20 protein-coding genes are annotated in these 20,485 nt (G+C 59.7%); 12 read left to right on the forward strand and 8 right to left on the reverse strand.

All coding sequences use genetic code 11. The annotated features are described in order from the left end of the window. Nucleotides 1–97 precede the first annotated feature (97 nt). On the reverse strand, nucleotides 98–1,273 hold the full coding sequence (locus tag ACEVJL_RS00730; RefSeq protein ID WP_110441911.1) for a DEAD/DEAH box helicase: 1,176 nt from the start codon (nucleotides 1,271–1,273) through the stop codon (nucleotides 98–100). A gap of 355 nt (nucleotides 1,274–1,628) precedes the next feature. Between ACEVJL_RS00730 and ACEVJL_RS00735 the strand changes: the two genes are divergently transcribed. From ACEVJL_RS00735 to ACEVJL_RS00765, 7 genes are all read left to right on the forward strand, one after another. Then, nucleotides 1,629–2,573, forward strand: a complete 945-nt coding sequence (locus ACEVJL_RS00735; protein ID WP_268830509.1) for a DnaD domain protein — start codon at nucleotides 1,629–1,631, stop codon at nucleotides 2,571–2,573. A gap of 3 nt (nucleotides 2,574–2,576) precedes the next feature. Next, nucleotides 2,577–3,581: an ATP-binding protein gene (locus ACEVJL_RS00740; RefSeq protein ID WP_008981257.1), complete on the forward strand. Its 1,005-nt coding sequence runs from the start codon at nucleotides 2,577–2,579 to the stop codon at nucleotides 3,579–3,581. A gap of 120 nt (nucleotides 3,582–3,701) precedes the next feature. Continuing rightward, nucleotides 3,702–4,634: a helix-turn-helix transcriptional regulator gene (locus ACEVJL_RS00745; protein WP_302668395.1), complete on the forward strand. Its 933-nt coding sequence runs from the start codon at nucleotides 3,702–3,704 to the stop codon at nucleotides 4,632–4,634. A gap of 115 nt (nucleotides 4,635–4,749) precedes the next feature. Beyond that, entirely contained in the window at nucleotides 4,750–5,403 is a 654-nt protein-coding gene (locus ACEVJL_RS00750; RefSeq protein ID WP_151076416.1) for a MerR family transcriptional regulator, read from the forward strand. Further along, entirely contained in the window at nucleotides 5,387–5,635 is a 249-nt protein-coding gene (locus ACEVJL_RS00755; RefSeq protein WP_374736582.1) for a hypothetical protein, read from the forward strand. Before ACEVJL_RS00750 ends, ACEVJL_RS00755 begins: the two co-directional genes overlap by 17 nt. Next, entirely contained in the window at nucleotides 5,616–5,882 is a 267-nt protein-coding gene (locus tag ACEVJL_RS00760) for a hypothetical protein (protein WP_110441906.1), read from the forward strand. Before ACEVJL_RS00755 ends, ACEVJL_RS00760 begins: the two co-directional genes overlap by 20 nt. Continuing rightward, on the forward strand, nucleotides 5,863–6,177 hold the full coding sequence (locus ACEVJL_RS00765; protein ID WP_008981252.1) for a YbjQ family protein: 315 nt from the start codon (nucleotides 5,863–5,865) through the stop codon (nucleotides 6,175–6,177). The genes ACEVJL_RS00760 and ACEVJL_RS00765 overlap by 20 nt, the downstream gene beginning before the upstream one ends. Nucleotides 6,178–6,480: 303 nt before the next feature. Here ACEVJL_RS00765 and rny read toward each other — a convergent pair whose 3' ends face one another. Beyond that, a complete protein-coding gene (rny, locus tag ACEVJL_RS00770; RefSeq protein ID WP_110441904.1) occupies nucleotides 6,481–8,028 on the reverse strand; it encodes a ribonuclease Y in 1,548 nt (515 codons plus the stop codon). A 470-nt stretch (nucleotides 8,029–8,498) separates the two neighbouring features. Here rny and ACEVJL_RS00775 point away from each other — a divergent pair, with 470 nt between their 5' ends. After that, nucleotides 8,499–10,094 carry an ABC-F family ATP-binding cassette domain-containing protein gene (locus tag ACEVJL_RS00775; RefSeq protein WP_374736583.1) on the forward strand — a complete coding sequence of 532 codons (1,596 nt, stop codon included), beginning with the start codon at nucleotides 8,499–8,501 and terminating at the stop codon, nucleotides 10,092–10,094. 421 nt (nucleotides 10,095–10,515) lie between these two features. Continuing rightward, nucleotides 10,516–12,201 carry a Na/Pi cotransporter family protein gene (locus tag ACEVJL_RS00780; RefSeq protein WP_302668398.1) on the forward strand — a complete coding sequence of 562 codons (1,686 nt, stop codon included), beginning with the start codon at nucleotides 10,516–10,518 and terminating at the stop codon, nucleotides 12,199–12,201. Between the two features lie 43 nt (nucleotides 12,202–12,244). On the opposite strand, the gene ACEVJL_RS00785 is transcribed toward ACEVJL_RS00780, so the two are convergent. The 3 genes from ACEVJL_RS00785 to ACEVJL_RS00795 all read right to left on the reverse strand — a co-directional run bounded on the left by ACEVJL_RS00785 (nucleotide 12,245) and on the right by ACEVJL_RS00795 (nucleotide 14,699). Next, the gene (locus ACEVJL_RS00785) at nucleotides 12,245–13,117 is read right to left on the reverse strand and encodes a DUF3298 and DUF4163 domain-containing protein (protein WP_374736584.1); all 873 of its coding nucleotides are present in this window, start codon (nucleotides 13,115–13,117) and stop codon (nucleotides 12,245–12,247) included. Between the two features lies 1 nt (nucleotide 13,118). Beyond that, entirely contained in the window at nucleotides 13,119–13,580 is a 462-nt protein-coding gene (locus ACEVJL_RS00790; RefSeq protein ID WP_374736585.1) for an RNA polymerase sigma factor, read from the reverse strand. A 180-nt stretch (nucleotides 13,581–13,760) separates the two neighbouring features. After that, nucleotides 13,761–14,699 (reverse strand): D-2-hydroxyacid dehydrogenase, encoded by a 939-nt coding sequence (locus tag ACEVJL_RS00795; protein WP_151076418.1) that lies wholly within the window; start codon nucleotides 14,697–14,699, stop codon nucleotides 13,761–13,763. 305 nt (nucleotides 14,700–15,004) lie between these two features. Here ACEVJL_RS00795 and ACEVJL_RS00800 point away from each other — a divergent pair, with 305 nt between their 5' ends. Beyond that, nucleotides 15,005–15,943 (forward strand): LysR family transcriptional regulator, encoded by a 939-nt coding sequence (locus tag ACEVJL_RS00800; protein WP_008981244.1) that lies wholly within the window; start codon nucleotides 15,005–15,007, stop codon nucleotides 15,941–15,943. Between the two features lie 57 nt (nucleotides 15,944–16,000). Next, complete coding sequence (gene ucpA / locus ACEVJL_RS00805; RefSeq protein WP_110441899.1) at nucleotides 16,001–16,780, forward strand: SDR family oxidoreductase UcpA; 780 nt, start codon at nucleotides 16,001–16,003, stop codon at nucleotides 16,778–16,780. A 39-nt stretch (nucleotides 16,781–16,819) separates the two neighbouring features. On the opposite strand, the gene ACEVJL_RS00810 is transcribed toward ucpA, so the two are convergent. From ACEVJL_RS00810 to ACEVJL_RS00820, 3 genes are all read right to left on the reverse strand, one after another. After that, on the reverse strand, nucleotides 16,820–17,536 hold the full coding sequence (locus tag ACEVJL_RS00810) for a polysaccharide deacetylase family protein (RefSeq protein ID WP_374736586.1): 717 nt from the start codon (nucleotides 17,534–17,536) through the stop codon (nucleotides 16,820–16,822). A 139-nt stretch (nucleotides 17,537–17,675) separates the two neighbouring features. Then, nucleotides 17,676–18,629 (reverse strand): SPFH domain-containing protein, encoded by a 954-nt coding sequence (locus tag ACEVJL_RS00815; protein WP_020989806.1) that lies wholly within the window; start codon nucleotides 18,627–18,629, stop codon nucleotides 17,676–17,678. Nucleotides 18,630–18,653: 24 nt separating this feature from the next. Next, on the reverse strand, nucleotides 18,654–19,103 hold the full coding sequence (locus ACEVJL_RS00820) for an NfeD family protein (RefSeq protein WP_302668403.1): 450 nt from the start codon (nucleotides 19,101–19,103) through the stop codon (nucleotides 18,654–18,656). A 251-nt stretch (nucleotides 19,104–19,354) separates the two neighbouring features. Here ACEVJL_RS00820 and ACEVJL_RS00825 point away from each other — a divergent pair, with 251 nt between their 5' ends. Further along, entirely contained in the window at nucleotides 19,355–20,476 is a 1,122-nt protein-coding gene (locus tag ACEVJL_RS00825) for a THUMP domain-containing class I SAM-dependent RNA methyltransferase (RefSeq protein ID WP_235397695.1), read from the forward strand. The last annotated feature ends 9 nt before the right edge of the window (nucleotides 20,477–20,485 follow it).

Raw genomic sequence — 20,485 nt, forward strand, 5'->3', positions numbered from 1 at the left:
CAATTCTCCTTCCGTACGATTTGTACTCTGTTCTCCTATATCATACGACGGGAAGGATAAAAAAGTGATGGGGACAAGATGAAAAAAGCATTAAGTTTTATTTCTTGCCCGGCTCCAGCTCCCCCTGGGCGTTGAGGTGGACATACTGGATGTTGTTTCCGGTGTTCTTCTGGATATCGTCCAGGCGGATGCCCTCGGTGATGTTGGACACCAGGGAGAAGGCCACGCCGTGGCGCTTGGCACGACCGGTACGGCCGATGCGGTGGATATAGTACTCATTCTCGTCGGGCACATCGTAGTTGAACACCGCATCCACATCGTCGATGTCCAGACCACGAGCCGCCACATCGGTGGCCGCCAGCACCCGCAGCTGTCCCTCCCGGAATTTCTGGAGGGTCTTCTCCCGCACCCGCTGCTGGATGTCGCCGTGGATGGCCTCGCAGGTGATGTGGCGCATGCGCAGCAGACCTGCCAGGCGGTCGGTCATATTTTTGGTGTTGCAGAAAGCGATGACCCGGTCATAGCCGCCCATCTCCATCAGCTGCACCATGGTGTCCACCTTCTCATTGCGCTCCACATCCAGGCGGTACTGGGTGATGTCGGGCTTGTTCTCCTCGTCGGCCCGGACGGTGATCTCCACCGGGTCACGCTGGTAAACCCAGGAGATATCCATGACCTCCCGGGAGATGGTGGCGGAAAACAGGCCCAGGTTGCGCCGCTTGGGCATCAGGTCCAGGATTCGGGTCACGTCCTTGATAAAGCCCATATCCAGCATCCGGTCGGCCTCGTCCAGCACCACGGTCTGCACCTTGTCCAGGCGGACGGTGCGCCGCTTCACGTGGTCCATCAGCCGTCCCGGGGTGGCCACCACGATCTGGGGGTCCTTCTTCAGCTGGGTGATCTGCTTGTCGATGGGCTGGCCGCCGTACAGGCACACGGTGCGCACGCCCTCCTTGAAGGCGCACAGGTCCCGCAGCTCGTCCCGGATCTGGATGGCCAGCTCCCGGGTGGGGGCCAGCACCAGGCCCTGCACGTCCCGGCTCTCCGGGTCGATGTGCTCCACCATGGGGATGCCGAAGGCAAAGGTCTTGCCGGTTCCGGTGGGCGCCTTGGCGATCACATCCTTATACTCCATAAAATAAGGAATGGAGCCACCCTGTACCGGGGTGGCCTGCACATAGCCCTTCTTGTCAATGGCCCGCATAAGCTCCGGGCTGAGCCCCAGGTCGGCATAGCGAACCTGGTCGTTTACGATCTCGCCGTTAATTTCCATGGTCTGTTTCCTTTCTTTCTGTGTGGTGATCCAAGGCCCTCCCAACCCACACAGTCTGTGCGGAAACGCCCGTGTTCCGGCGCGGCCCCGAATCCGGCAGGGAGCACGCTCCCCACCTCTTCCTTTTTCACTCTTACCGCTTCCCTTAAGAAGCGGCATTACATTTTATTATAGTCGCCCTTTTCCCCCTTGTCCACCAATATTTTACCCAAATACACCCGCTTATCCCCAATTTTCCTACTTTCCACAGGAAATCCTTTCGTTCCACAACTGTCTTCTTTACTCCCGGGGCGTTTTGCGGTACAATGTAAGCTACGTAAAACGGCCCTGCGGGGCCGGGAGAGGAGGAGCACCCATGACTCAGCGCCTGCTGCCCGGCAGCGTGCTGGCCCTGCCCGACCAGGCGGTCCAGCGACTGATCAAATTGGATAACGGCGACGCCGCCCTGCTGTACTTACATCTGCTGCGCCGCAACGGCCTGGAGGGGCTCCCCTGGCCGGTGGAGCGCAAACAGGCCGCCCTGGAGGCGCTCCAGAGCCAGGGCATGGCCCCCCGTGAGCTCTCCTCCGTCCCTGCCGCTCCCATCCCCGAGCCCGCGCCACCGGAGTACGCCCTGGAGGACATCACCACCGCTCTCAGCGACAAGGCCTCCACCTTCCCCGCCCTGTGCGACGAGGTGGAGCGGCGGCTGGGTAAGAAGCTCACCGCCAACGACCTGAAGATCCTCTACACCCTCTACGACTATCTGGCCCTGCCCACCGAGGTCATCTTCCTGCTGGTGGGCTGGTGCATTGAGGAGATGGAGCGCAAGTACGGCCCCGGCCGCCGCCCCTTCCTCTCCCAGATTCGCAAGGAGGGGTTTGCCTGGGCCCGGCAGGGCATCGACACGGTGGAGGCCGCCGAGCGCCACCTCCAGACCCTGGCCCGGCTCCGCGGCCGTGGCGCTGAGGTGCTGCGGCTGCTGGACATCCCGCCCCGGCCTCTGGTGGAGCGGGAGAAGAACTACATCGCCGCCTGGGACGCCATGGGCTTCGACGACGGCGCCCTGCGGGCAGCCTACGAGCGCACCATCATGAAAAAGCAGTCCATGGACTGGAGCTACATGAACGGTATTCTTCGCCGCTGGCACGAGAAGGGGCTGCACACCCTGGCCGCCATCCAGGCGGGGGACCGGGATCCCCGGCCCGTGCAGGCCGCTCCCGCTCCCTCCCCGGCTCAGGCCGATCGGGAGGCCCAGCAGGCCCGGGAGGATATGGAGCGCATGCGCCGCCTGATGGAGCAGATGAAAAAGGAGGGCTAGTAAATGGCATACGACGCCAATGTGCTGCGCCGGGCCACCGCCCGGCTGGAGGAGAACAAGCGCCGCCGGGAGGACCAGCGGGAGCAGCTGCGCCAGCAGCTCTACGCCCGGGAGCCCCGTCTGGCCAAGCTGGACCGCCAGCTCCAAGGCACCATGGCCCAGCTGGTGGCCGCCTCTTTGCGCAAGGGAGAGGACGCGGGAGCCGCGGTGCGGGCCATCCGGGATAAAAACCTGGACATCCAGCAGGAGCGGGCGGTCCTGCTGGGCGCTATGGGCCTGCCCGAGGACGCCCTGGATCCCAAGCCCGCCTGTCCCCTCTGTAACGACACCGGCTGGCGTGGAGCACAGATGTGCCAGTGCTTAAAGGAGCTGTGCACCCAGGAGCAGATCCAGGAGCTGTCCAAGCTGCTGGACCTGGGGGAGCAGTCCTTTGACACCTTCCGTCTGGACTATTACAGCCAGACTCCCTGGCCTGGTCGGGGCACCTCTCCCCGCTCCAACATGGACTTGGTGTATGAGGTCTGTCTCAACTACGCCCAGAAGTTTGGCCGCTTTGCCATCAAAAATCTGTTTCTCACCGGAGCGCCCGGCCTGGGCAAGACCTTCCTGTCTGCCTGCATCGCCCGGAGTGTCTCGGAGCAGGGGTTCTCGGTGGTCTACGACACAGCCGGCAACATCTTCTCCCAGTTTGAGACCCGCAAGTTCCAGCGGGACACCCAGGGGGTGCAGGAGGCCCGGGACGAGACCCGGCGCTACCTCACCTGCGACCTGCTGATTTTGGACGACCTGGGCAGCGAGCTGACCACCCAGTTTGTCCAGTCTGCTCTCTACGAGCTGCTCAACACCCGCCTGGTGGGTGAGAAGCACACCGTCATCTCCTCCAACCTCACCATGGAGGAGGCCGCCCGTCGCTACTCCCCCCAGATTGCATCCCGCCTCATGGGAGAGTACCACGTGCTCCACTTCTTCGGCGACGACATCCGTCTGCTGAAGAAAAACCAGTTTTAAGGCCCAAAACCTCCATGCAACCGAAAGTTTACGACGAGATCGGCAAATGCAACCTCAATTTGGTTCCGGTTGCGCCGCTGTTCTGGTAAGCTGGAGCCACCTTGAAAGGAGGATCTCGCCATGAGCTTTGGTGAAAACCTGCAATTCTACCGCGCCCGGGAGGGCCTGACCCAGGAGGAGCTGGCCGAGCGGCTGGAGGTATCCCGCCAGTCGGTGAGCAAGTGGGAATCCAATACCAGCTTTCCCGAAATGGAGAAGCTGATGACCCTGTGCAGCCTATTCCAGACCGATCTGGACACCCTGGTGCGGGGAGACGCTCAGGCGGCATGCCAGGAGGACGCCGTCGGCTACGACCAACATATGAATGCCTTTTCCAATGCAGTGGCCGCAGGAGTAGGGTTGATTCTCCTGGGGGTGGCCGCGGCTCTGAGTCTATATGGTTTGGCGGGCATACCCGATACCTGGTGCGGGGCAGTGATCCTGTCCGCCATTGCCGTGTCAGTGGCTATCCTGGTGGTGGCCTTTATAAATCACGACCACTTTGCCCAGCAGCATCCCACCCTGCCCCAGATCTATACCCCCGCCCAGCGGGAGGTCTACGCCCGCCGCTTTCCCTACCTCATAGCCCTGCCCATTGCTGCTATTATCATCGGCGTGGTGTGGCTGATGCTTCTCTCCTCCTGGGCCGAGGCGGGCGGCGACCGCCGGGAGGCCGCCTTGGTCTCTGTCTTCCTGCTGGACCTTGCCCTGTCTGTCTCGGTGCTGGTATGGGCAGGCATGCGCATGGAGAAGTATGAGATTGAAAACTGGAACCGGGAGCATGACCCCAGGCCCCAGGCCAAGGCCCGGCGTAAGAAAATTGACCGGATCTGCGGGGCCATTATGCTGGTAGCCACCATTCTCTTTCTGGCCGTCGGTTTTGGTTGGATGGCCCTGGTCAACGATTATAAAAACTACCTCGGCTGGCGCTGGGGCTGGATCGTCTACCCTATCGCCGGAGTGCTGTGTGCCCTGGTCAGCCATCTCATGGATAATGGGGATGAAGAAGAATAAAGGCAGGAAGCCCTCCACCAGGTGGAGGGCTTCCTTTTTCTGAAAAAACGCAAAAAAATCTTGACCTTCCCTCTTGTGGAAGGTATACACTGAAGGAGCAAAGGGGGAACAACCTGTGAAAATCAATGAGGTGGAGGCCCAGGTGGGCATCACCAAAAAGAACATTCGCTTCTACGAGGAGCAGGGACTCATCGCCCCCCGGCGCAACAGCGAGAATGGCTACCGGGAGTACGGTCCCCGGGAGGTGGACCAGCTGCGGCAGGTAAAGCTGCTGCGCAAGCTGGGCGTCCCTCTGGAGGAAATCCGCAAGATGCAGTCGGGTACCCACACCGTGGGCGATGGCATGCGCCGCCATCTGGTCACCTTGGAGCGGGATAAGAAAAATTTGGAGCAGTCCATCCAGCTCTGCCGCACCCTCAGCGACCGGGATGAGCGGCTGGACGACCTGGATGCCGCTGCCCTGCTGGAACAGATGGACCGTCTGGAGCGGGAGGGCACCACCTTCCTCAACAAGCAGGTGGAGGACACCAAGCGCCTGCGGTATGTCGCCCCGGCGGTAGTCACGGTACTCACGGTGGCTCTGATGGCAGGGCTTATGGCTCTGATGATCTGGGGCTTTACCATTGACGCGGAGGAAGCTCCGCCCCTGCCCCTGGTGGTAGTTCTGGTGGCTATTCCCGGCGTGATCATTCTGGGCGTCCTGCTGGCTCTCATCCAGCGGGTGCAGGAGATCGAGAAAGGAGAGGTGGACGATGCGAAAAAGTACTAAGGGCCGCGGCCCGGTCATTGTCGCGGCGTTGGGAACCGTTGTGGTGGCGCTGCTGTTTTTCGGCTCCCTTCTCTGGTGCATGCTGGAGGAGGAACCCATCCCCGCTGTCATCGGGATCATGGTCGTGTACGGCCTGCTGGCCGTGGCCATTGTAGTGGGTGTGCTGTACGCCATGGTGCAGCGTCTGCGGGAGATTCAAGGAGGCGAGGAAGATGAAGCACGAAAGTACTGAGGCCCGTCAGGCCCGGCGCAAGCGGGACGCGGTGCGGGGGATCTTGTTTTTTGCCATGCTGCAGATCATTACCTCGGTAGCCTGCGCCTCTCTGTGCTTTATTCCCGGTATGCCCCGGTGGGCCATTATATTGTGTCTGGTCCTGGCTATCCTGTGTCTGGCCCTGATTATCCCCGCCCTGTTTGTGTTAAAAAGCAGATTCAAAGAAATCGAAGGAGGAGAATTAGATGCTGCTGGTAAATATTGATTACATTCCCGGAAAGGAATTCGAGGTGCTTGGTATTGTAAAGGGCACCGTGGTCCAGTCCAAGAATTTTGGCAAGGACTTCATGGCTGGCATGAAAACCTTGGTGGGCGGCGAGATCACCGGCTACACTGAGATGCTCAACGAGGCCCGTCAGATCGCGGTCAAGCGCATGGTGGATGAGGCCGAGGCTCTGGGCGCTGACGCTATCATCAACATCCGCTACGGCTCTTCTTCCGTCATGCAGGGCGCAGCCGAGGTCATCGCCTACGGCACCGCCGTCCGATACTTTTCTTGAAAAGAAAAGTATCAAAAGAATTTTATGCGAAACTTCGTTTCGCCCCATAGAGCAGGAGCAAACTTATATAGCCCTCCTGCAAGGAGTTCCGCCGCCGCAGCGGCGGAATAAAATAAAATCCCATCATTTCCGGGGGCGTGTACCTCGGAAATGATACTTATCACCCAAGACAGGCCGACTTTTCCACAAGAAATCGAGGCCTGTCTTGGGTGCAACTTTCTCAACAAAGTGCTTGCCACTTTGTTGACCACAAAAAAGGAGACTGCCGAAGCAGTCTCCTTTTTGTAATGAAATAGGGAACATTTACTTTGCGTATTCAATTGCCTTGGTCTCACGCAGCAGGTTGACCTTGATCTGGCCGGGATACTCCAGCTCGTCCTCGATCTTCTTGGCGATGTCCCGGGCCAGCAGCACCATCTGGTCCTCGCTGACCTGGTCGGGCTTGACCATGATGCGGACCTCGCGGCCGGCCTGGATGGCAAAGGACTTCTCCACGCCGGGGAAGGAAGAGGTGATCTCCTCCAGCATCTCCAGACGCTTGATATAGTTCTCCAGGTTCTCGCGCCGGGCGCCGGGGCGGGCGGCGGAGATGGCGTCGGCCGCCTGGACCAGGCAGGCCACCACCGTCTGGGGCTCCACATCGTTGTGGTGGGCGTGGATAGCGTGAATGACGTTCTCGCTCTCCCGGTACTTCCGGGCCAGCTCCACGCCGATGGACACGTGGGAGCCCTCCACCTCGTGGTCGATGGACTTGCCCAGGTCGTGCAGCAGACCGGCACGCTTGGCCTCGGCCACATTGGCGCCGATCTCGGCGGCCAGCAGGCCGGCAATGTGGGAGACCTCGATGGAGTGGTTCAGCACGTTCTGGCCGTAGCTGGTGCGGTAGCGCATACGGCCCAGCAGCTTGACCAGCTCTGGGTGCAGGCCGTGGACGTTGGTCTCAAAGATGGCCCGCTCGCCTTCCGCCTTGATGGTGGCGTCCACCTCGCGCTTGGCCTTCTCCACCATCTCCTCAATGCGGGCGGGATGGATGCGGCCGTCCAGAATGAGCTTCTCCAGAGCCAGCCGGGCGATCTCTCGGCGCACGGGATCAAAGCAGGAGACCGTAATGGCCTCGGGGGTATCGTCGATAATCAGGTCCACGCCGGTCAGGGTCTCCAGCGTGCGGATGTTGCGGCCTTCGCGGCCGATGATGCGGCCCTTCATCTCGTCGTTGGGCAGGGGCACCACGCTGACGGTAGCCTCCGCCACGTGGTCGGCGGCACAGCGCTGGATGGCCAGAGAGATGATCTCCCGAGCCTTGGTGTCGGCCTCGTCCTTGAAGCGGGCCTCGATCTCCTTGATCTTCATGGCCGACTCGTGGGTCACGTCAGCTTCCAGCTGATCCAGCAGGTAGGTCTTGGCCTCCTCGGCGGTAAAGCCGGAGATGCGCTCCAGAGTGTCCACCTGCTCCTGCTTGATGCGCTCGGCCTCGGCTTGGGTGGCCTCCAGCTTGGCAAGACGGTTGGCAAGGTGCTCTTCCTTTTTCTCCATGTTCTCCGTCTTGCGGTCCAGGTTCTCTTCCTTCTGCTGCAGGCGGCGCTCCTGCTTCTGCAGGTCGGCGCGGCGCTCTTTCTCTTCCTGTTCGTACTCGTTGCGGGCCTTCAGGATCTCTTCCTTAGCCTCCACCAGAGCTTCCCGCTTCTTGCTCTCGGCGCTCTTATAGGCCTCGTTGACAATGCGGGTGGCCTCTTCCTCGGCGGAGCCGATCTCACGCTCCGCCGTGGCCTTTCTCCGCTGGTATCCAAACAGGCTGCCGACGATAAACATCACCACAGCCACCAGAATACCCTCGATTACATAATATATCATATTGGTCTCTTACACCTCCAAAAAATTCAGCATCATATCTTCGCGGCGGACGGCCGCACACTGTGTTTTTGCCGGGCATCCCGGCAAAAGACTTGACAGCATAAAATGAGCCGCAAGGCAAAGCCGCTCACCGCGTCTTTCATCCTTGCGACAACTGAAAAACGTCCCCCAAGTTTTTCATTTTTGTCCTGTACATATTGTAAAGGCAAGCTGGGTTTATGTCAAGATTTATTCATATTTGGAACAAAACCTTTCCCTCTTTCCCCGAGCAGCCCGCCCTCTTCCGGGTTTCTCCGGGTCGCTGGGTTAAAATTGGCAGAAAAATCAGTTTTACGCCGGAAATTTGGCCGTTTTTTCTCAAATAAATCTCTGTTCTTTTGTCAGGGAGTATGATAATATGATACCCGAGTATTTTTCGCTTTGGGCGCGGGATCGGACCGCGCCGGCGCAGAGAAGAGAAGGAGCGTACCATGATCACTGTTACCGATCTGGGCCTGCAGTACGGCGGGTCCCCCCTGTTTTCCCACGTGGATCTCCAGTTCACCCGGGGCAACTGCTACGGCATCATCGGCGCAAACGGCGCCGGTAAGTCCACCTTTCTGAAGATCCTGTCCGGAGACCTGGAGTCCACCTCCGGCGAGGTCTCCATCCTGCCCAACATCCGTATGTCCGTTCTGAAGCAGGACCAGAACGCCTATGACGCCTACAACGTGATGGACACCGTCATCATGGGCAACCAGCGTCTCTACGATATCGGCAAGCAGAAGGAAGCTCTGTATGCCAAAGAGGAGATGACCGACGAGGACGGCATGCTGGCCTGCCAACTGGAGGAGGAGTATGCCGAGCTGGGCGGCTGGGAGGCCGAGAGCGACGCGTCCCGCATCCTCCAGGGCCTTGGCATCGGCACTGACCTGCACTACAACGACATGGCCACCCTGGACGCCCGTCTGAAGGTGAAGGTGCTGCTGGCCCAGGCTCTGTTCGGCAACCCCGACCTGCTGATGATGGACGAGCCCACCAACAACCTGGACATCGACGCGGTCAACTGGCTGGAGGACTTCCTGCTGGACTTCCCCGGCACCGTCATCGTGGTCAGCCACGACCGTCACTTTCTGAACACCGTGTGTACCCACATTGTGGATATCGACTACGGCAAGATCAAGATGTACGTGGGCAACTACGACTTCTGGTATGAGTCCTCCCAGCTGGTGCAGCAGCTCATCAAGAACCAGAACAAGCGCAACGAGGAGAAGATCAAGGAACTGCAGGACTTTATCTCCCGCTTCTCCGCCAACAAGTCCAAGTCCAAGCAGGCTACCGCCCGCCGCAAGCTCCTGGATAAGCTCACCGTGGAGGAGATGCCCGCTTCCTCCCGCCGCTATCCCTGGGTGGCCTTCTCTCCCGACCGTGAGGTGGGCAAGGACATCCTCTTTGTCACCGACGTGTCCAAGACCATCGACGGCGTGAAGGTGCTGGACAAGGTGTCCTTTATCGTGGGCCACGGGGACAAGATCGCCTTTGTGGGCGACAACGAGAATGCCCACACCGCTCTCTTCAAGATCCTGGCCGGCGAGATGGAACCCGACGAGGGCACCGTGAAGTGGGGCCAGACCGCCACCTTCTCCTACTTCCCCAAGGACAACACTCCCTACTTCCAGGACAACGACGACAATCTGGTGCAGTGGCTGCGCCAGTTCTCCCCCGATCCCCAGGAGCAGTACCTGCGCGGCTTCCTGGGCCGGATGCTCTTCTCCGGCGATGAGGTCTACAAGGCCGTGAAGGTGCTCTCCGGCGGTGAGAAGGTGCGCTGCATGCTCTCCCGGATGATGCTCTCCGGCGCCAACGTTCTCATGCTGGACCAGCCCACCAACCACCTGGACCTGGAGTCCATCGCCGCCCTGAACAAGGGCCTGGAGATGGTCAAGTGCAATGTTCTGGTGGCCTCCCACGACCATCAGCTCATCCAGACCGTGTGTAACCGCATCTTTGACTTCACCTCCGACGGCAAGCTCATCGACCGTATGATGACCTATGATGAGTATCTGGAGAGCCAAAAGCCCCAATAATCTCCAAAAATTGCCCATTTCTTCGGCGAAGCCAACCCCCTCCGGCATGGTCCGGAGGGGGTTTTTTGTCAGATTGGAGAAAATATTAAGGGCAGATGAGATTTTTGTAAAATCGGTTGACGCGGACCGGTTTCTTTCCTATAATGCTAGATGTAGGAAGTTGCGAGTAAAGAGTACAGAGAGGTAGAAATGCCATGGGAGCATCTGTGCCCAGGTCGGCGGGGATCGGCCTGATCGGACAATGGAATATGAAAAAACAATGACATGACCTGCGCGCCCTGCCGGCACGTGGGCTATGTCTTTTTTCTTTTTTATCCCTGCGCGGTTGGAATACGGCACGCCTCTGCTCCGCCGTTTCCCAGCATGATTTACCCCAAAACGCAAAAAATGTTTGTAAGAGAGAAAGAGGAGGAATCCTGAGATGCAAATGTCAGACTTTCTGGGACTTCTGGGCGGCCTGGCGCTATTCCTGTACGGCATGCAGATGATGAGCTCCGGCCTAGAGGCCGCAGCCGGCAGCCGTATGAAAATGATTTTGGAGCGACTGACTGCCAACCGCTTTTTGGGCGTGCTGGTAGGCGCGGCCATCACCGCCGTTATTCAGTCGTCCTCCGCTACCACAGTCATGGTGGTTGGCTTTGTTAACGCGGGCATGATGACCCTCAATCAAGCGGTCTGGATCATCATGGGCGCCAACATCGGTACCACCGTCACCGGCCTGCTCATCGCCCTGGACGTGGGTGAGCTGGCTCCCCTGTTCGCCTTTGTAGGCGTGGCCCTGGTGGTCTTTGTGAAAAAGCCCCAGCTTCAGCACATCGGTCAGATTCTGGCCGGTCTGGGCGTGCTGTTCATCGGTATGGACATGATGAGCTCCGCCATGTCTCCCCTGCGGGAGTCTGAGGCCTTCATCAACCTCATGTCCACCTTCTCCAACCCCCTGCTGGGCATCCTGGCCGGCGCCGGCTTCACCGCCGTCATCCAGTCCTCCTCCGCCTCGGTGGGTATCCTTCAGGCCCTGGCCAACAGCGGCGTGATCGGCCTGCCCAGCGCGGTGTTCGTGCTGTTCGGTCAGAACATCGGTACCTGTATCACCGCCGTGCTGGCCTCCATCGGCACCAGCCGCAGCGCCAAGCGTGCCACCATCATTCATCTGCTCTTTAACGTCATTGGTACGGTGATTTTCACACTGCTCTTCCTGATCTTCCCCATCGCCTATGTCGTTGACGGCTCCCTGACACTGCCCGGCGCACTGGGACAGACCATTGCCGGACTTATGCCCGCCTCCCACGCCGGACAGATTGCTCTGGTGCACACCAGCTTCAACATCATCACCACCATCATCCTGCTGCCTCTGGGCAACTACCTGGCCAAGGCTGCGGTGAAGATCCTGCCCGAGCGTCCCGAGGACAAGGCCGACCAGCTCCACCTGGAGTACCTCACCCCCATCCAGATCAGCAGCAAGGACGGCGGCCTGGGTGTGTCCGCCATCTATGTGGACCAGATGCAGCATGAGCTGCGCCGCATGATGGAGATGGCCAAGGATAACGTGGAGGCCAGCTTCCGCTCCGTCCTGAACCGTGACGAGGAGGAGTTGGAGCAGGTAGAGAAGACCGAGGAGTACCTGGACTTCCTGAACAAGGAGATCTCCCTGCACGTCTCCCGCCTGATCACCTACGAAACCAACGAGAAGGCCTCCGCCGTGGTCAGCAGCTTCTTTACCATCTCCGGCAACATTGAGCGCATCGGCGACCACGCCGACAACCTGGCCGGTTACACCCGGATGCTCAACAAGCGCAACATCTCCTTCACCGGCGTGGCTCACGATGAGATTTCTGCCATGCGGGATATCTGCCTGGAGGGCATCAACGACCTGCTCTCTCTCAACGCCGGCAATGTGGAGTGGCTGGCCGATGTGTCCGCTCTGGAGCAGCGCATCGACGACATGACCAGCGACTACCGCCGCAACCACCTAGAGCGTATGCGTGACGGCGAGTGCTCTGACGAGGCCTGTATCCTCTACTCCGAGCTGCTCACCGACTTTGAGCGCATCGGCGACCACATTCTGAACATTGCCCAGGAGATGGCCAAGGTTCAGGAGCACATCTGATTTCCCCACAAAAAAATCGCCCGTCTTTGGACGGGCGATTTTTTCATGCCTGAGGCAGCTTCCCAATGGGAAATTCCAGCACACCGGCGGCCCCGGCGGCGATCTCATACTTATCAAAGACCACTACCACGGTGCCGTCCTCCTGGAGATAGAAGTCCTCCTTCTCCTCCAGCAGCGCCTCCAGGTCTACGTCGTCAAAGAGCAGGGCCTTCTGCTCCTGGTCCCACTGGGACAGCTGCTCCTCCACGGCTGCCGCACCCTGGGCGGCCCAGTTGGGGCCCAGAACATCCCGCAGGGTCAGACTCTGGCCGGTCTCCAGGTCCAGATTGTAGAAGTACTGCCGGAAGTAGGCGCTGGCCAGACTCTCTGTCTTGGTAACCACAAAGGAGGCCCACTGATCCGTGACCGACTTTACCTGATAGTCCACCTGGATCTGGATGGGCTGGAAGGTGTCCGGGTCTCCTCCTGTGTCCAGGTAGGCCTGGTAGTACTGCCGGGCCCGCTCCTTGCTCTCAACCACCTCCCGGCTGAGCACTGCGCTGATCTCCAGATTCACCCGCTGCTCCAGGCTGCTGTCCCCGGTGTTTTCGATCTGGGGCAGCTGGACCTGCACGTAGCTGGTCTCCTCCCGGCTCTCATAGGCCTGCCCGGTGAGGATCCGGCACAGCTGGCCCAGTACCGGCACATCGTCCACCGCCGCAGCCACCGCCGGGGAGGTGAGCACCACAAAGCAGGCGCACAGTCCGGCCGCGGCCGCAGCCGCCCGCTTCAGTCCCCGGCGGGGCAGCCTGGGCCGGCAGCCAGCCTGGATGGCGTCCTCCACTGCTCCCTCCAATTCCGGTGGGGTGGGAATATCCCGGTAGGCCTGACGGCACTGTTCCATGGCATGGGAAAAACGGTCCTGTTTTTCTGTCATATCATCCCTCCTGCAAGCTCTCCCGCAATTTCTTCAGCCCCTTGTACAGGCGGCTTTTCACTGTGCTGAGATTGGTCCCGGTGATCTCCGCGATTTCGCTCAGCTGCATCTCCTCGTAAAAGCGCAGCAGCACCACGGTCTTGAGTTTGGGAGAGAGCCGGTCGATGGCCTGCTGCAGAGCCTCCCGGTCCTCCAGCGCGCTCTCCTGGCTGCTCTGAATCTGCTCGGGCGGCTCAGCCAGATAAATGACCCGCCGGTTCTGCCGCAGGAAGGACAGGCACTCCCGCACCAGAATACGGTAAAACCAGCTGCGCACCGCCTCCGGCTCCCGCAGGCTCTCCCAGTGCTGCAGGGCTTTGACCACGTCATCCTGTACCAGATCCATGACCAGATCCCGGTCTCCTACGTATTGATAGGCCAAGCGATAAAAATAAGTTTGATTTTCCCGGATATAGCCTACCAAGCGCTCCCGTACATCCTGCCCCGTAGTCTCCCCCTCCTTTCACTCATTCATAAGACGCACCGCCCGACCGGAAAGTTTGCCCGGGGACGTTCTTTTTTAAAAAAGCGTGCGCTGTGGAGATTCCACAGCGCACGCTCCGCTCTCTTATCAAATTTCCTTCGCAGCTCTTACGAAGATGCCTTACAGGCTCAGGGCCTCCTTGACCTTGCCAATGATCAGCTCAGCAATGTCGCGGGAAGCGTCGGTTGACTGGGCGCCCAGGTGAGGAGTGACGATGAAGTTATCGCACTCGAACAGGGGGGAGTCGAAGGAAGCGCCCTCGGTCAGGCCGCCGGCAGCCAGCTCATTCTCCATAACGTCGGAGGCATAGCCGCCGATCTTGCCGGCCTTCAGAGCCTCGTACATATCCTTCTCGTTGACGATACCGCCGCGGGCCATGTTCAGAACCACAGCGTCGTTCTTCATCTCAGCGATGGACTTGGCGTTGAACAGGTCCTTGGTCTCGGGGGTCAGAGGCATGTGGATGGTGACATAGTCAGCCGTCTTCAGCACCTCGTCGATGCTCATGCTGGTGGCCTGCTGCTCCTCAAACACGTGAGCGGGCAGGTAGGGATCGTAAGCCACGATGTTCATCTTGAAGGCGCGGCCCAGCTCACCCACGCGCTGGCCGATGCGGCCGAAGCCCAGGATGCCCAGGGTCTTGCCGCGCAGCTCACGGCCCACGAACTTATACTTATCCCAGTTCTTGTTGACCTTTACGTCATAGTTGGCGGGGATGGTGTGGCGGGACAGGTCCAGCATCTTGGAGAAGGTCAGCTCGGCCACGGCGTTGGCGTTCATGCCGGGAGCGTTGAAGACCTGGATGCCCTTAGCCTTGGCGGTATCCATGTCGATGTGGTTCAGGCCAACGGAGCAAACGCCGATGACCTTCAGATTCTTGGCGGCGTCCAGGATCTCCTTGTTGATGGCGGGGTCAACACGCATGATGAGCACATCATAGTCGGGGATCAGCTTGGCCAGCTCCTCCTGGGTGGGCAGCATGTGGGTGTCCACCTGCATGTACTTGCTGAACTCCTCGGCGATGGAGCTGTGGACGGCGTCAATGATCAGACATTTCATGGCAAACAATCTTCCTTTCTCAATGTTTGGTCTTTCCAGTTATTTTGACAGGGATTGCCCTATGCGCACATGGCTTGTAATTACACTTTTGCATTCCATTTTCGAATGTTTTTAAAAGCTAAGGCAGGGATTCTTCTCTCTTTTGCCCTATCTTTTGATACTATTAAACCATAAAATTATCATTCCGAACAGCAGATTTTTATCGATGGTTGCCACAGCTTTTTGGCTGTGATATAATAGTGCTATCCCAACGAAAAAATGAAGGAACTCCTTCATATATCTGGAATTTGGAAGGGGGAGACCGGTTGAATTTTCTCCATTTGAAGTATTTCCTGCTTGTGGCAGAGGAATTGAACATTACCAGGGCGGCCGAGCGGCTGTATATCTCCCAGCAATCGTTAAGCAACCACATCAGCAACATGGAGCGGGAGCTGGATGTCAAGCTCTTTACCCGCTCGCCCAAGCTGTCCCTGACCTACGCGGGGGATCTGCTGGTGGAGACTGCCACCCAGATCCTAGACCTGCACAGCCAGTACCTGGCCAAGGTGGGTGACATCAACCGCCACTACATGGGCGTGCTCCGTCTGGGCATCTCCCACACCTGCGGTCTGGCTCTGCTGCCTGAGGTGCTGCCCAAATTCCAGGCCGAGTTTCCCATGGTGGAATTCTCCCTCTTTGAGGGCAACTCCACCCACCTGGAGGACGAGCTGGCTCACGGCCGTGTGGATCTGATCGTTTGCTTCCAGCCCATCATGATGGAGGGTGTGGAGGTGGTCCCCCTGACCCAGGAGGATCTGATGCTGGTGGTGCCCCGCAGCTTTACCGACCAGATCTTCGGCGACCGGGCGGAGGAGATGCGCAAACAGTTTGCCGACGGGGCGGACATTGACGCATTCCAGCACATGCCCTTCATTCTCATCAAGCGGGGAAACCGCACCCGCAGCATCGTGGACCAGTACTTCAGCCGCCACTTCTTCAAGCCCAAGCTGATTTTGGAGACGGAGAACACCATCACCACGCTGGCCATGGCCGAGGCAGGGGTGGGCATCACCATTTGCCCGGAGCTGTTTGTCAAGACCATCCATGTCACCGCCGCCCGCTCCTCCACCGACAAGCTGGACTTCTTCCCTCTCACAGACCCCTCTACCATCAGCCGCCTGGTGGTGGGCTACCGCCGGGACCGGTACCTGTCCCACTTTGGAGAGCGGTTCATTGAGCTGACACAGCAGGCTCTCCAGGGCTGATTTTGTATTATTTTTAATATATTATACGATATGGAATCTAAAAGGAGCTGTTTTACCATGGGTAAGCTGACCGGAAAGACCGCCCTCATTACCGGCGCCTCCAAGGGCATCGGCGAGGGCATCGCCCGCACCTTCCTCAAGCATGGAGCCAAAGTGATTCTGGCCGCCCGGGGCGCCGCCGTAGAGGAGCTGGCCGCCCAGCTGGGCGAGAACGCCATGGCAGTGCGTATGGACGTGTCCGACCCCGCCAGTGTAAAGGCCGGAGTGGAGGCCGCCCAGGCCGCCTTTGGTCCCATCGATATTCTGGTGTCCAACGCCGGCATCTGCAAGTTGGGAGACTTCCTTACCCAGAGCGATGAGGACCGGGACGCCCACCTGGACATCAACGTGAAGGGCGCCTGGAACACCTGCAAGGCGGTGATTCCCGGCATGCTGGAGCGCAAATGGGGCAAGATCGTCATCATGTCCTCCGTCACCGGCGACATGGTGGCCGACCCCGGCGAGGCCGCCTATGCCATGAGCAAGGCCGCCCTGGTGGGTCTCACCAAGGCCCTGGCCCGGGAGTTTGCCCCCACCATCAACGTCAACGCCATCTGCCCGGGCTATGTGCTCACCCCCATGGTGAAGGGTATGGCCCAGCAGTCCTGCCCGGACAACCCCCAGAGCGTCATCGACGGCATTGCCTCTGCCATTCCTCTGGGCCGCCTGGCCGATCCCACTGAGGTGGGCGAGCTGGCCGCCTTCCTGGCCAGCGACGAGGCCAGCTACCTCACCGGCGCCCAGTTCGTCATTGACGGCGGCTCCACCCTCCCCGAGACCAGTACCATGGGCGTGTAAAGCCATATTTCCTTCCCCGGCCACCAGGCCGGGGATTTTTTATGGCCGCTCCGGGAAGATTACTCCCGCCTCCGGTGCAATCCCCTGGCGTGCCATGAGCTGCTCCACCGTGACAAAGCAGAATCCCTTCTCCTCCAGAGCGTCTACGATGCGGATGGCCGCCTCTGCGGAGGACTGATAGATGTCATGCATCAAAATCACGTCGCCGTCCTCCACCCGCTCCACCACGCTGGCTACGATGCGCTCCACATCATGGTCCTTCCAGTCCTCCGGGTCCACCGACCACAAAATAATTGGCCCGTCCGACCAGGTCCGTACCCCCTGGTCCACAAAGCCGTAGGGCGGCCGCAGCCAGTAGTTTCCCTCCCCCAAGATCTCCCGCAGAAGGGTGCGGGTCTTGCCGATCTGCAGGTCAAAATCAGTCTGGCTCAGCCCGGTCACATCCACATGGTCATAGGTGTGTACCCCGATCTGGCACCCCTGCTCCTTCATCTGACGGATCAGGTCCTCGTTGCCGGGAATCCGGCTGCCCACCATAAAAAAGGTGGCGGGCACCTCCCGCAGCTCCAGCTGCTCCAGCAGCCAGCCGGTGGTATCCGCCCGGGGTCCGTCGTCAAAGGTGAGGGCCACCACCGGCACCTCCACCTCAGCCTCTCCCCCCGCGCTTTGAACCGGTTCCCCCACCGGGTTCAGCGCCAGCACAAAACACATCATCAAAAGGCCCAGCCCCACGCCCGGTCCCTTTCCTCGCCCCACGCCGCTCCCTCCTTTTGTTTTCTCTAACAAGAAGTATATGAGCTTTTCTTTGTTTTTTTCGGTGCAATGATTGCTAATTTTCCTATTTTGGGCATAAAAAGTCCCGGGGAGCACCCTCCCCGGGATCGGATCAAAGGATTTACGCTTTCGGGTCCTCGGTATCGAAGATGGTCTTGGCGCCTGCGGCCAGACCGGCCAGACCCTGGATCTCGCTGGGAATGATGATCTTGGTGGCCTTGCCGTTGGCGGCGGCGGTGAAGGCCTCCAGAGCCTTGATCTTCAAGACGCCCTCGCCGGGGGCGGCCTCGTTGATGAGCCGGATGGCGTCGGCGGTGGCCTGCTGCACCTTCAGGATGGCCTCTGCTTCTGCTTCGGCCTCCAGGATCTTGGCCTGCTTGGCACCCTCAGCCTGGAGGATGGCGGCCTGTTTGGCGGCGTCGGCCTTCAGGATGGCAGACTGCTTTTCACCTTCGGCCACCAGGATCTGGGACTGCTTCTGGCCCTCGGCCTGGAGGATAGACTCACGGCGTTCACGCTCGGCGCGCATCTGCTTCTCCATGGACTCCTGGATATCCCGGGGAGGCATGATGTTCTTCAGCTCCACGCGGTTGACCTTGATGCCCCAGTTGTCGGTGGCCTCGTCCAGGATGGCCCGCATCTGGGCGTTGATGTGGTCGCGGCTGGTGAGAGACTGGTCCAGCTCCAGATCGCCGATGATGTTACGCAGGGTGGTGGCGGTCAGGTTCTCGATGGCGCTCATGGGCTGCTCCACGCCGTAGGTGTAGAGCTTGGGGTCGGTGATCTGGAAGTAGATGACGGTGTCGATCTGCATGGTGACGTTATCCTTGGTGATGACGGGCTGGGGCGGGAAGTCCACCACCTGCTCCTTCAGGGACACGTTTTTGACCACCCGCTCAATAAAGGGGATCTTGAAGTGCAGGCCCACACCCCACACGGTCTGGAACGCGCCCAGACGCTCGATGACGTAGGCCCGGGACTGCTGTACCACTCGGATGTTGGATGCCAGGATGAGCAGGATCAGGATAATGACGATGACAGGGATCAATTTTGTAATGATGTCCATAAAGCCCATATGTTTCCTCCTTGTTCCCGATGTTTATACTGCCTTGGTCTGGTCTGCCGCTACCGGCTCCACGATGACCTTGACCCCCTGGATATGGAGCACACGCACCTCCTGTCCAGCGGGGATGACCTCTTCTGTTTTGCTCCGGGCGCTCCACACCTGGCCGGCCAGATTTACCAGCCCCTCACCAGCCAGATTATTCACCGCCTGGGTGACCACGCCCACCGTTCCAATGACTCGGTCGGCATTGGTGGCGGAGTAGCCCGGCCGGAGCAGCTTTTTGGCCAGCGGACGCACCAGAGCCAGGGTAATGCCCGACAAAACGATGAACACAGTGATCTGCGGCCAGAATCCCAGCCCCAGCCCAGCGGTGATCAGCGCGCCCAGGGCGCCTACCGCAAACCAAATGCTGGTCAGCCCTACGGTGACCGCCTCGCCCACGGCAAAGGCAATCATCACGCCCAGCCATATGATCGCTTCCATAGCACACTCCTTTCTCGCGAGACTCTGTATACTCTTACCTCCCGTTGCCCATACCATACCATATTTTTTGTGAAAACTCCATAGCAAACCCTTCCAGTTTGGAAAAGGAATTGCGAATTTTTCCACAGTCCGATATACTATATGTGATAAGCGTCCATACAGCTCCTTTTTTCTCTGTTTTTCGCAGGCTGGGAACTGTTTTTTTATTGGAAAAATGGCCGGGTACAGCGCCCGGTCCGGGAGGTTTTACTGTGAATGATTTGACCTTTGCCGTGCCCACCCTGTTTGGGCTGGAGGGCCTGTGCGCCGACGAGATGCGCCGATTGAATCTGGAGGGAGTCCAGGCAGAGAACGGCCGGGTACTGTGCCGGGGCTCGGCACTGGACATTGCCCGGCTCAACCTGAACCTGCGCACCGGAGAGCGGGTGCTGCTGGTGCTGGGCTCTTTCCCGGCGGACAATTTCGACGCCCTGTTTGAGGGCACCAAGGCCCTGCCCTGGGAGCGCTTTATCCCCCGGGAGGGACAGTTCCCCGTCAAGGGCCACTGCCTCAACTCTGCCCTCCACGCCGTGCCCGCCTGCCAGGCCATTGTGAAGAAGGCGGTGGCCGCCCGGCTGGGGGAAAAGTACGGGCTCAACACCCTGCCGGAGACTGGAGCCCTCTACCAGATCCAGTTCTCCATTATGAAGGACACCGCCACCCTCATGCTGGACACCAGCGGCGCGGGACTGCACAAGCGGGGCTACCGGGCTCACGGCGTGGTGGCACCTCTCCGCGAGACCCTGGCTGCCGCCATGGTGATGCTCTCCCGTTACAAGGGCCGTGACCCCCTGTGCGACCCCTTCTGCGGCAGCGGCACCATCCCCATCGAGGCCGCCCTCATCGCCAAAAACCGTGCCCCCGGCCTCAACCGCACCTTCTCTGCCCAGAAGTGGGCCTTTGTAGACAAGAAGCTGTGGCTGGAGGCCGCCGATCAGGCTATGGACCAGGAGTTTGACGGGGACTACGAGATCTGGGGCGGCGATCTGGACCCGGACGCGGTGGAGCTGGCCCGGCACAACGCAGAGCTGGCCGAGGTGGACGACGTGGTACACTTTGACGTGGACGACGCCCGCACCTTCCACTGGGGCGGGCTCTACGGCCGAGTCGTCACCAACCCTCCCTACGGCGAGCGCATCATGGAGCGCAAGGAGGCCGAGGAACTCTACCGGGCCTTCGGCAAGGCCTGGGCCAAGTTCCCCGACGGGTGGAAGCTGTATCTGCTGTCCTCCCACACGGAGTTCGAGCGCACCTTCGGCAAGCAGGCGGACAAAAAGCGCAAGCTCTACAACGGCATGCTCAAGTGCGACCTGTTTATGTACGGCATCAAATAAGTTTCGGCC

The sequence above is a fragment of the Flintibacter porci genome, assembly GCF_041925195.1.
Taxonomy (GTDB): Bacteria; Bacillota; Clostridia; order Oscillospirales; family Oscillospiraceae; genus Lawsonibacter; species Lawsonibacter porci.

Coding starts and splice junctions, on each gene's coding strand:
- ACEVJL_RS00730 (WP_110441911.1), bottom strand. CDS start 1,273: ATGGAAATTAACGGCGAGATCGTAAACGACCAGGTTCGCTATGCCGAC.
- ACEVJL_RS00735 (WP_268830509.1), top strand. CDS start 1,629: ATGACTCAGCGCCTGCTGCCCGGCAGCGTGCTGGCCCTGCCCGACCAG.
- ACEVJL_RS00740 (WP_008981257.1), top strand. CDS start 2,577: ATGGCATACGACGCCAATGTGCTGCGCCGGGCCACCGCCCGGCTGGAG.
- ACEVJL_RS00745 (WP_302668395.1), top strand. CDS start 3,702: ATGAGCTTTGGTGAAAACCTGCAATTCTACCGCGCCCGGGAGGGCCTG.
- ACEVJL_RS00755 (WP_374736582.1), top strand. CDS start 5,387: ATGCGAAAAAGTACTAAGGGCCGCGGCCCGGTCATTGTCGCGGCGTTG.
- ACEVJL_RS00760 (WP_110441906.1), top strand. CDS start 5,616: ATGAAGCACGAAAGTACTGAGGCCCGTCAGGCCCGGCGCAAGCGGGAC.
- ACEVJL_RS00765 (WP_008981252.1), top strand. CDS start 5,863: ATGCTGCTGGTAAATATTGATTACATTCCCGGAAAGGAATTCGAGGTG.
- rny (WP_110441904.1), bottom strand. CDS start 8,028: ATGATATATTATGTAATCGAGGGTATTCTGGTGGCTGTGGTGATGTTT.
- ACEVJL_RS00775 (WP_374736583.1), top strand. CDS start 8,499: ATGATCACTGTTACCGATCTGGGCCTGCAGTACGGCGGGTCCCCCCTG.
- ACEVJL_RS00780 (WP_302668398.1), top strand. CDS start 10,516: ATGCAAATGTCAGACTTTCTGGGACTTCTGGGCGGCCTGGCGCTATTC.
- ACEVJL_RS00785 (WP_374736584.1), bottom strand. CDS start 13,117: ATGACAGAAAAACAGGACCGTTTTTCCCATGCCATGGAACAGTGCCGT.
- ACEVJL_RS00795 (WP_151076418.1), bottom strand. CDS start 14,699: ATGAAATGTCTGATCATTGACGCCGTCCACAGCTCCATCGCCGAGGAG.
- ucpA (WP_110441899.1), top strand. CDS start 16,001: ATGGGTAAGCTGACCGGAAAGACCGCCCTCATTACCGGCGCCTCCAAG.
- ACEVJL_RS00815 (WP_020989806.1), bottom strand. CDS start 18,629: ATGGGCTTTATGGACATCATTACAAAATTGATCCCTGTCATCGTCATT.
- ACEVJL_RS00820 (WP_302668403.1), bottom strand. CDS start 19,103: ATGGAAGCGATCATATGGCTGGGCGTGATGATTGCCTTTGCCGTGGGC.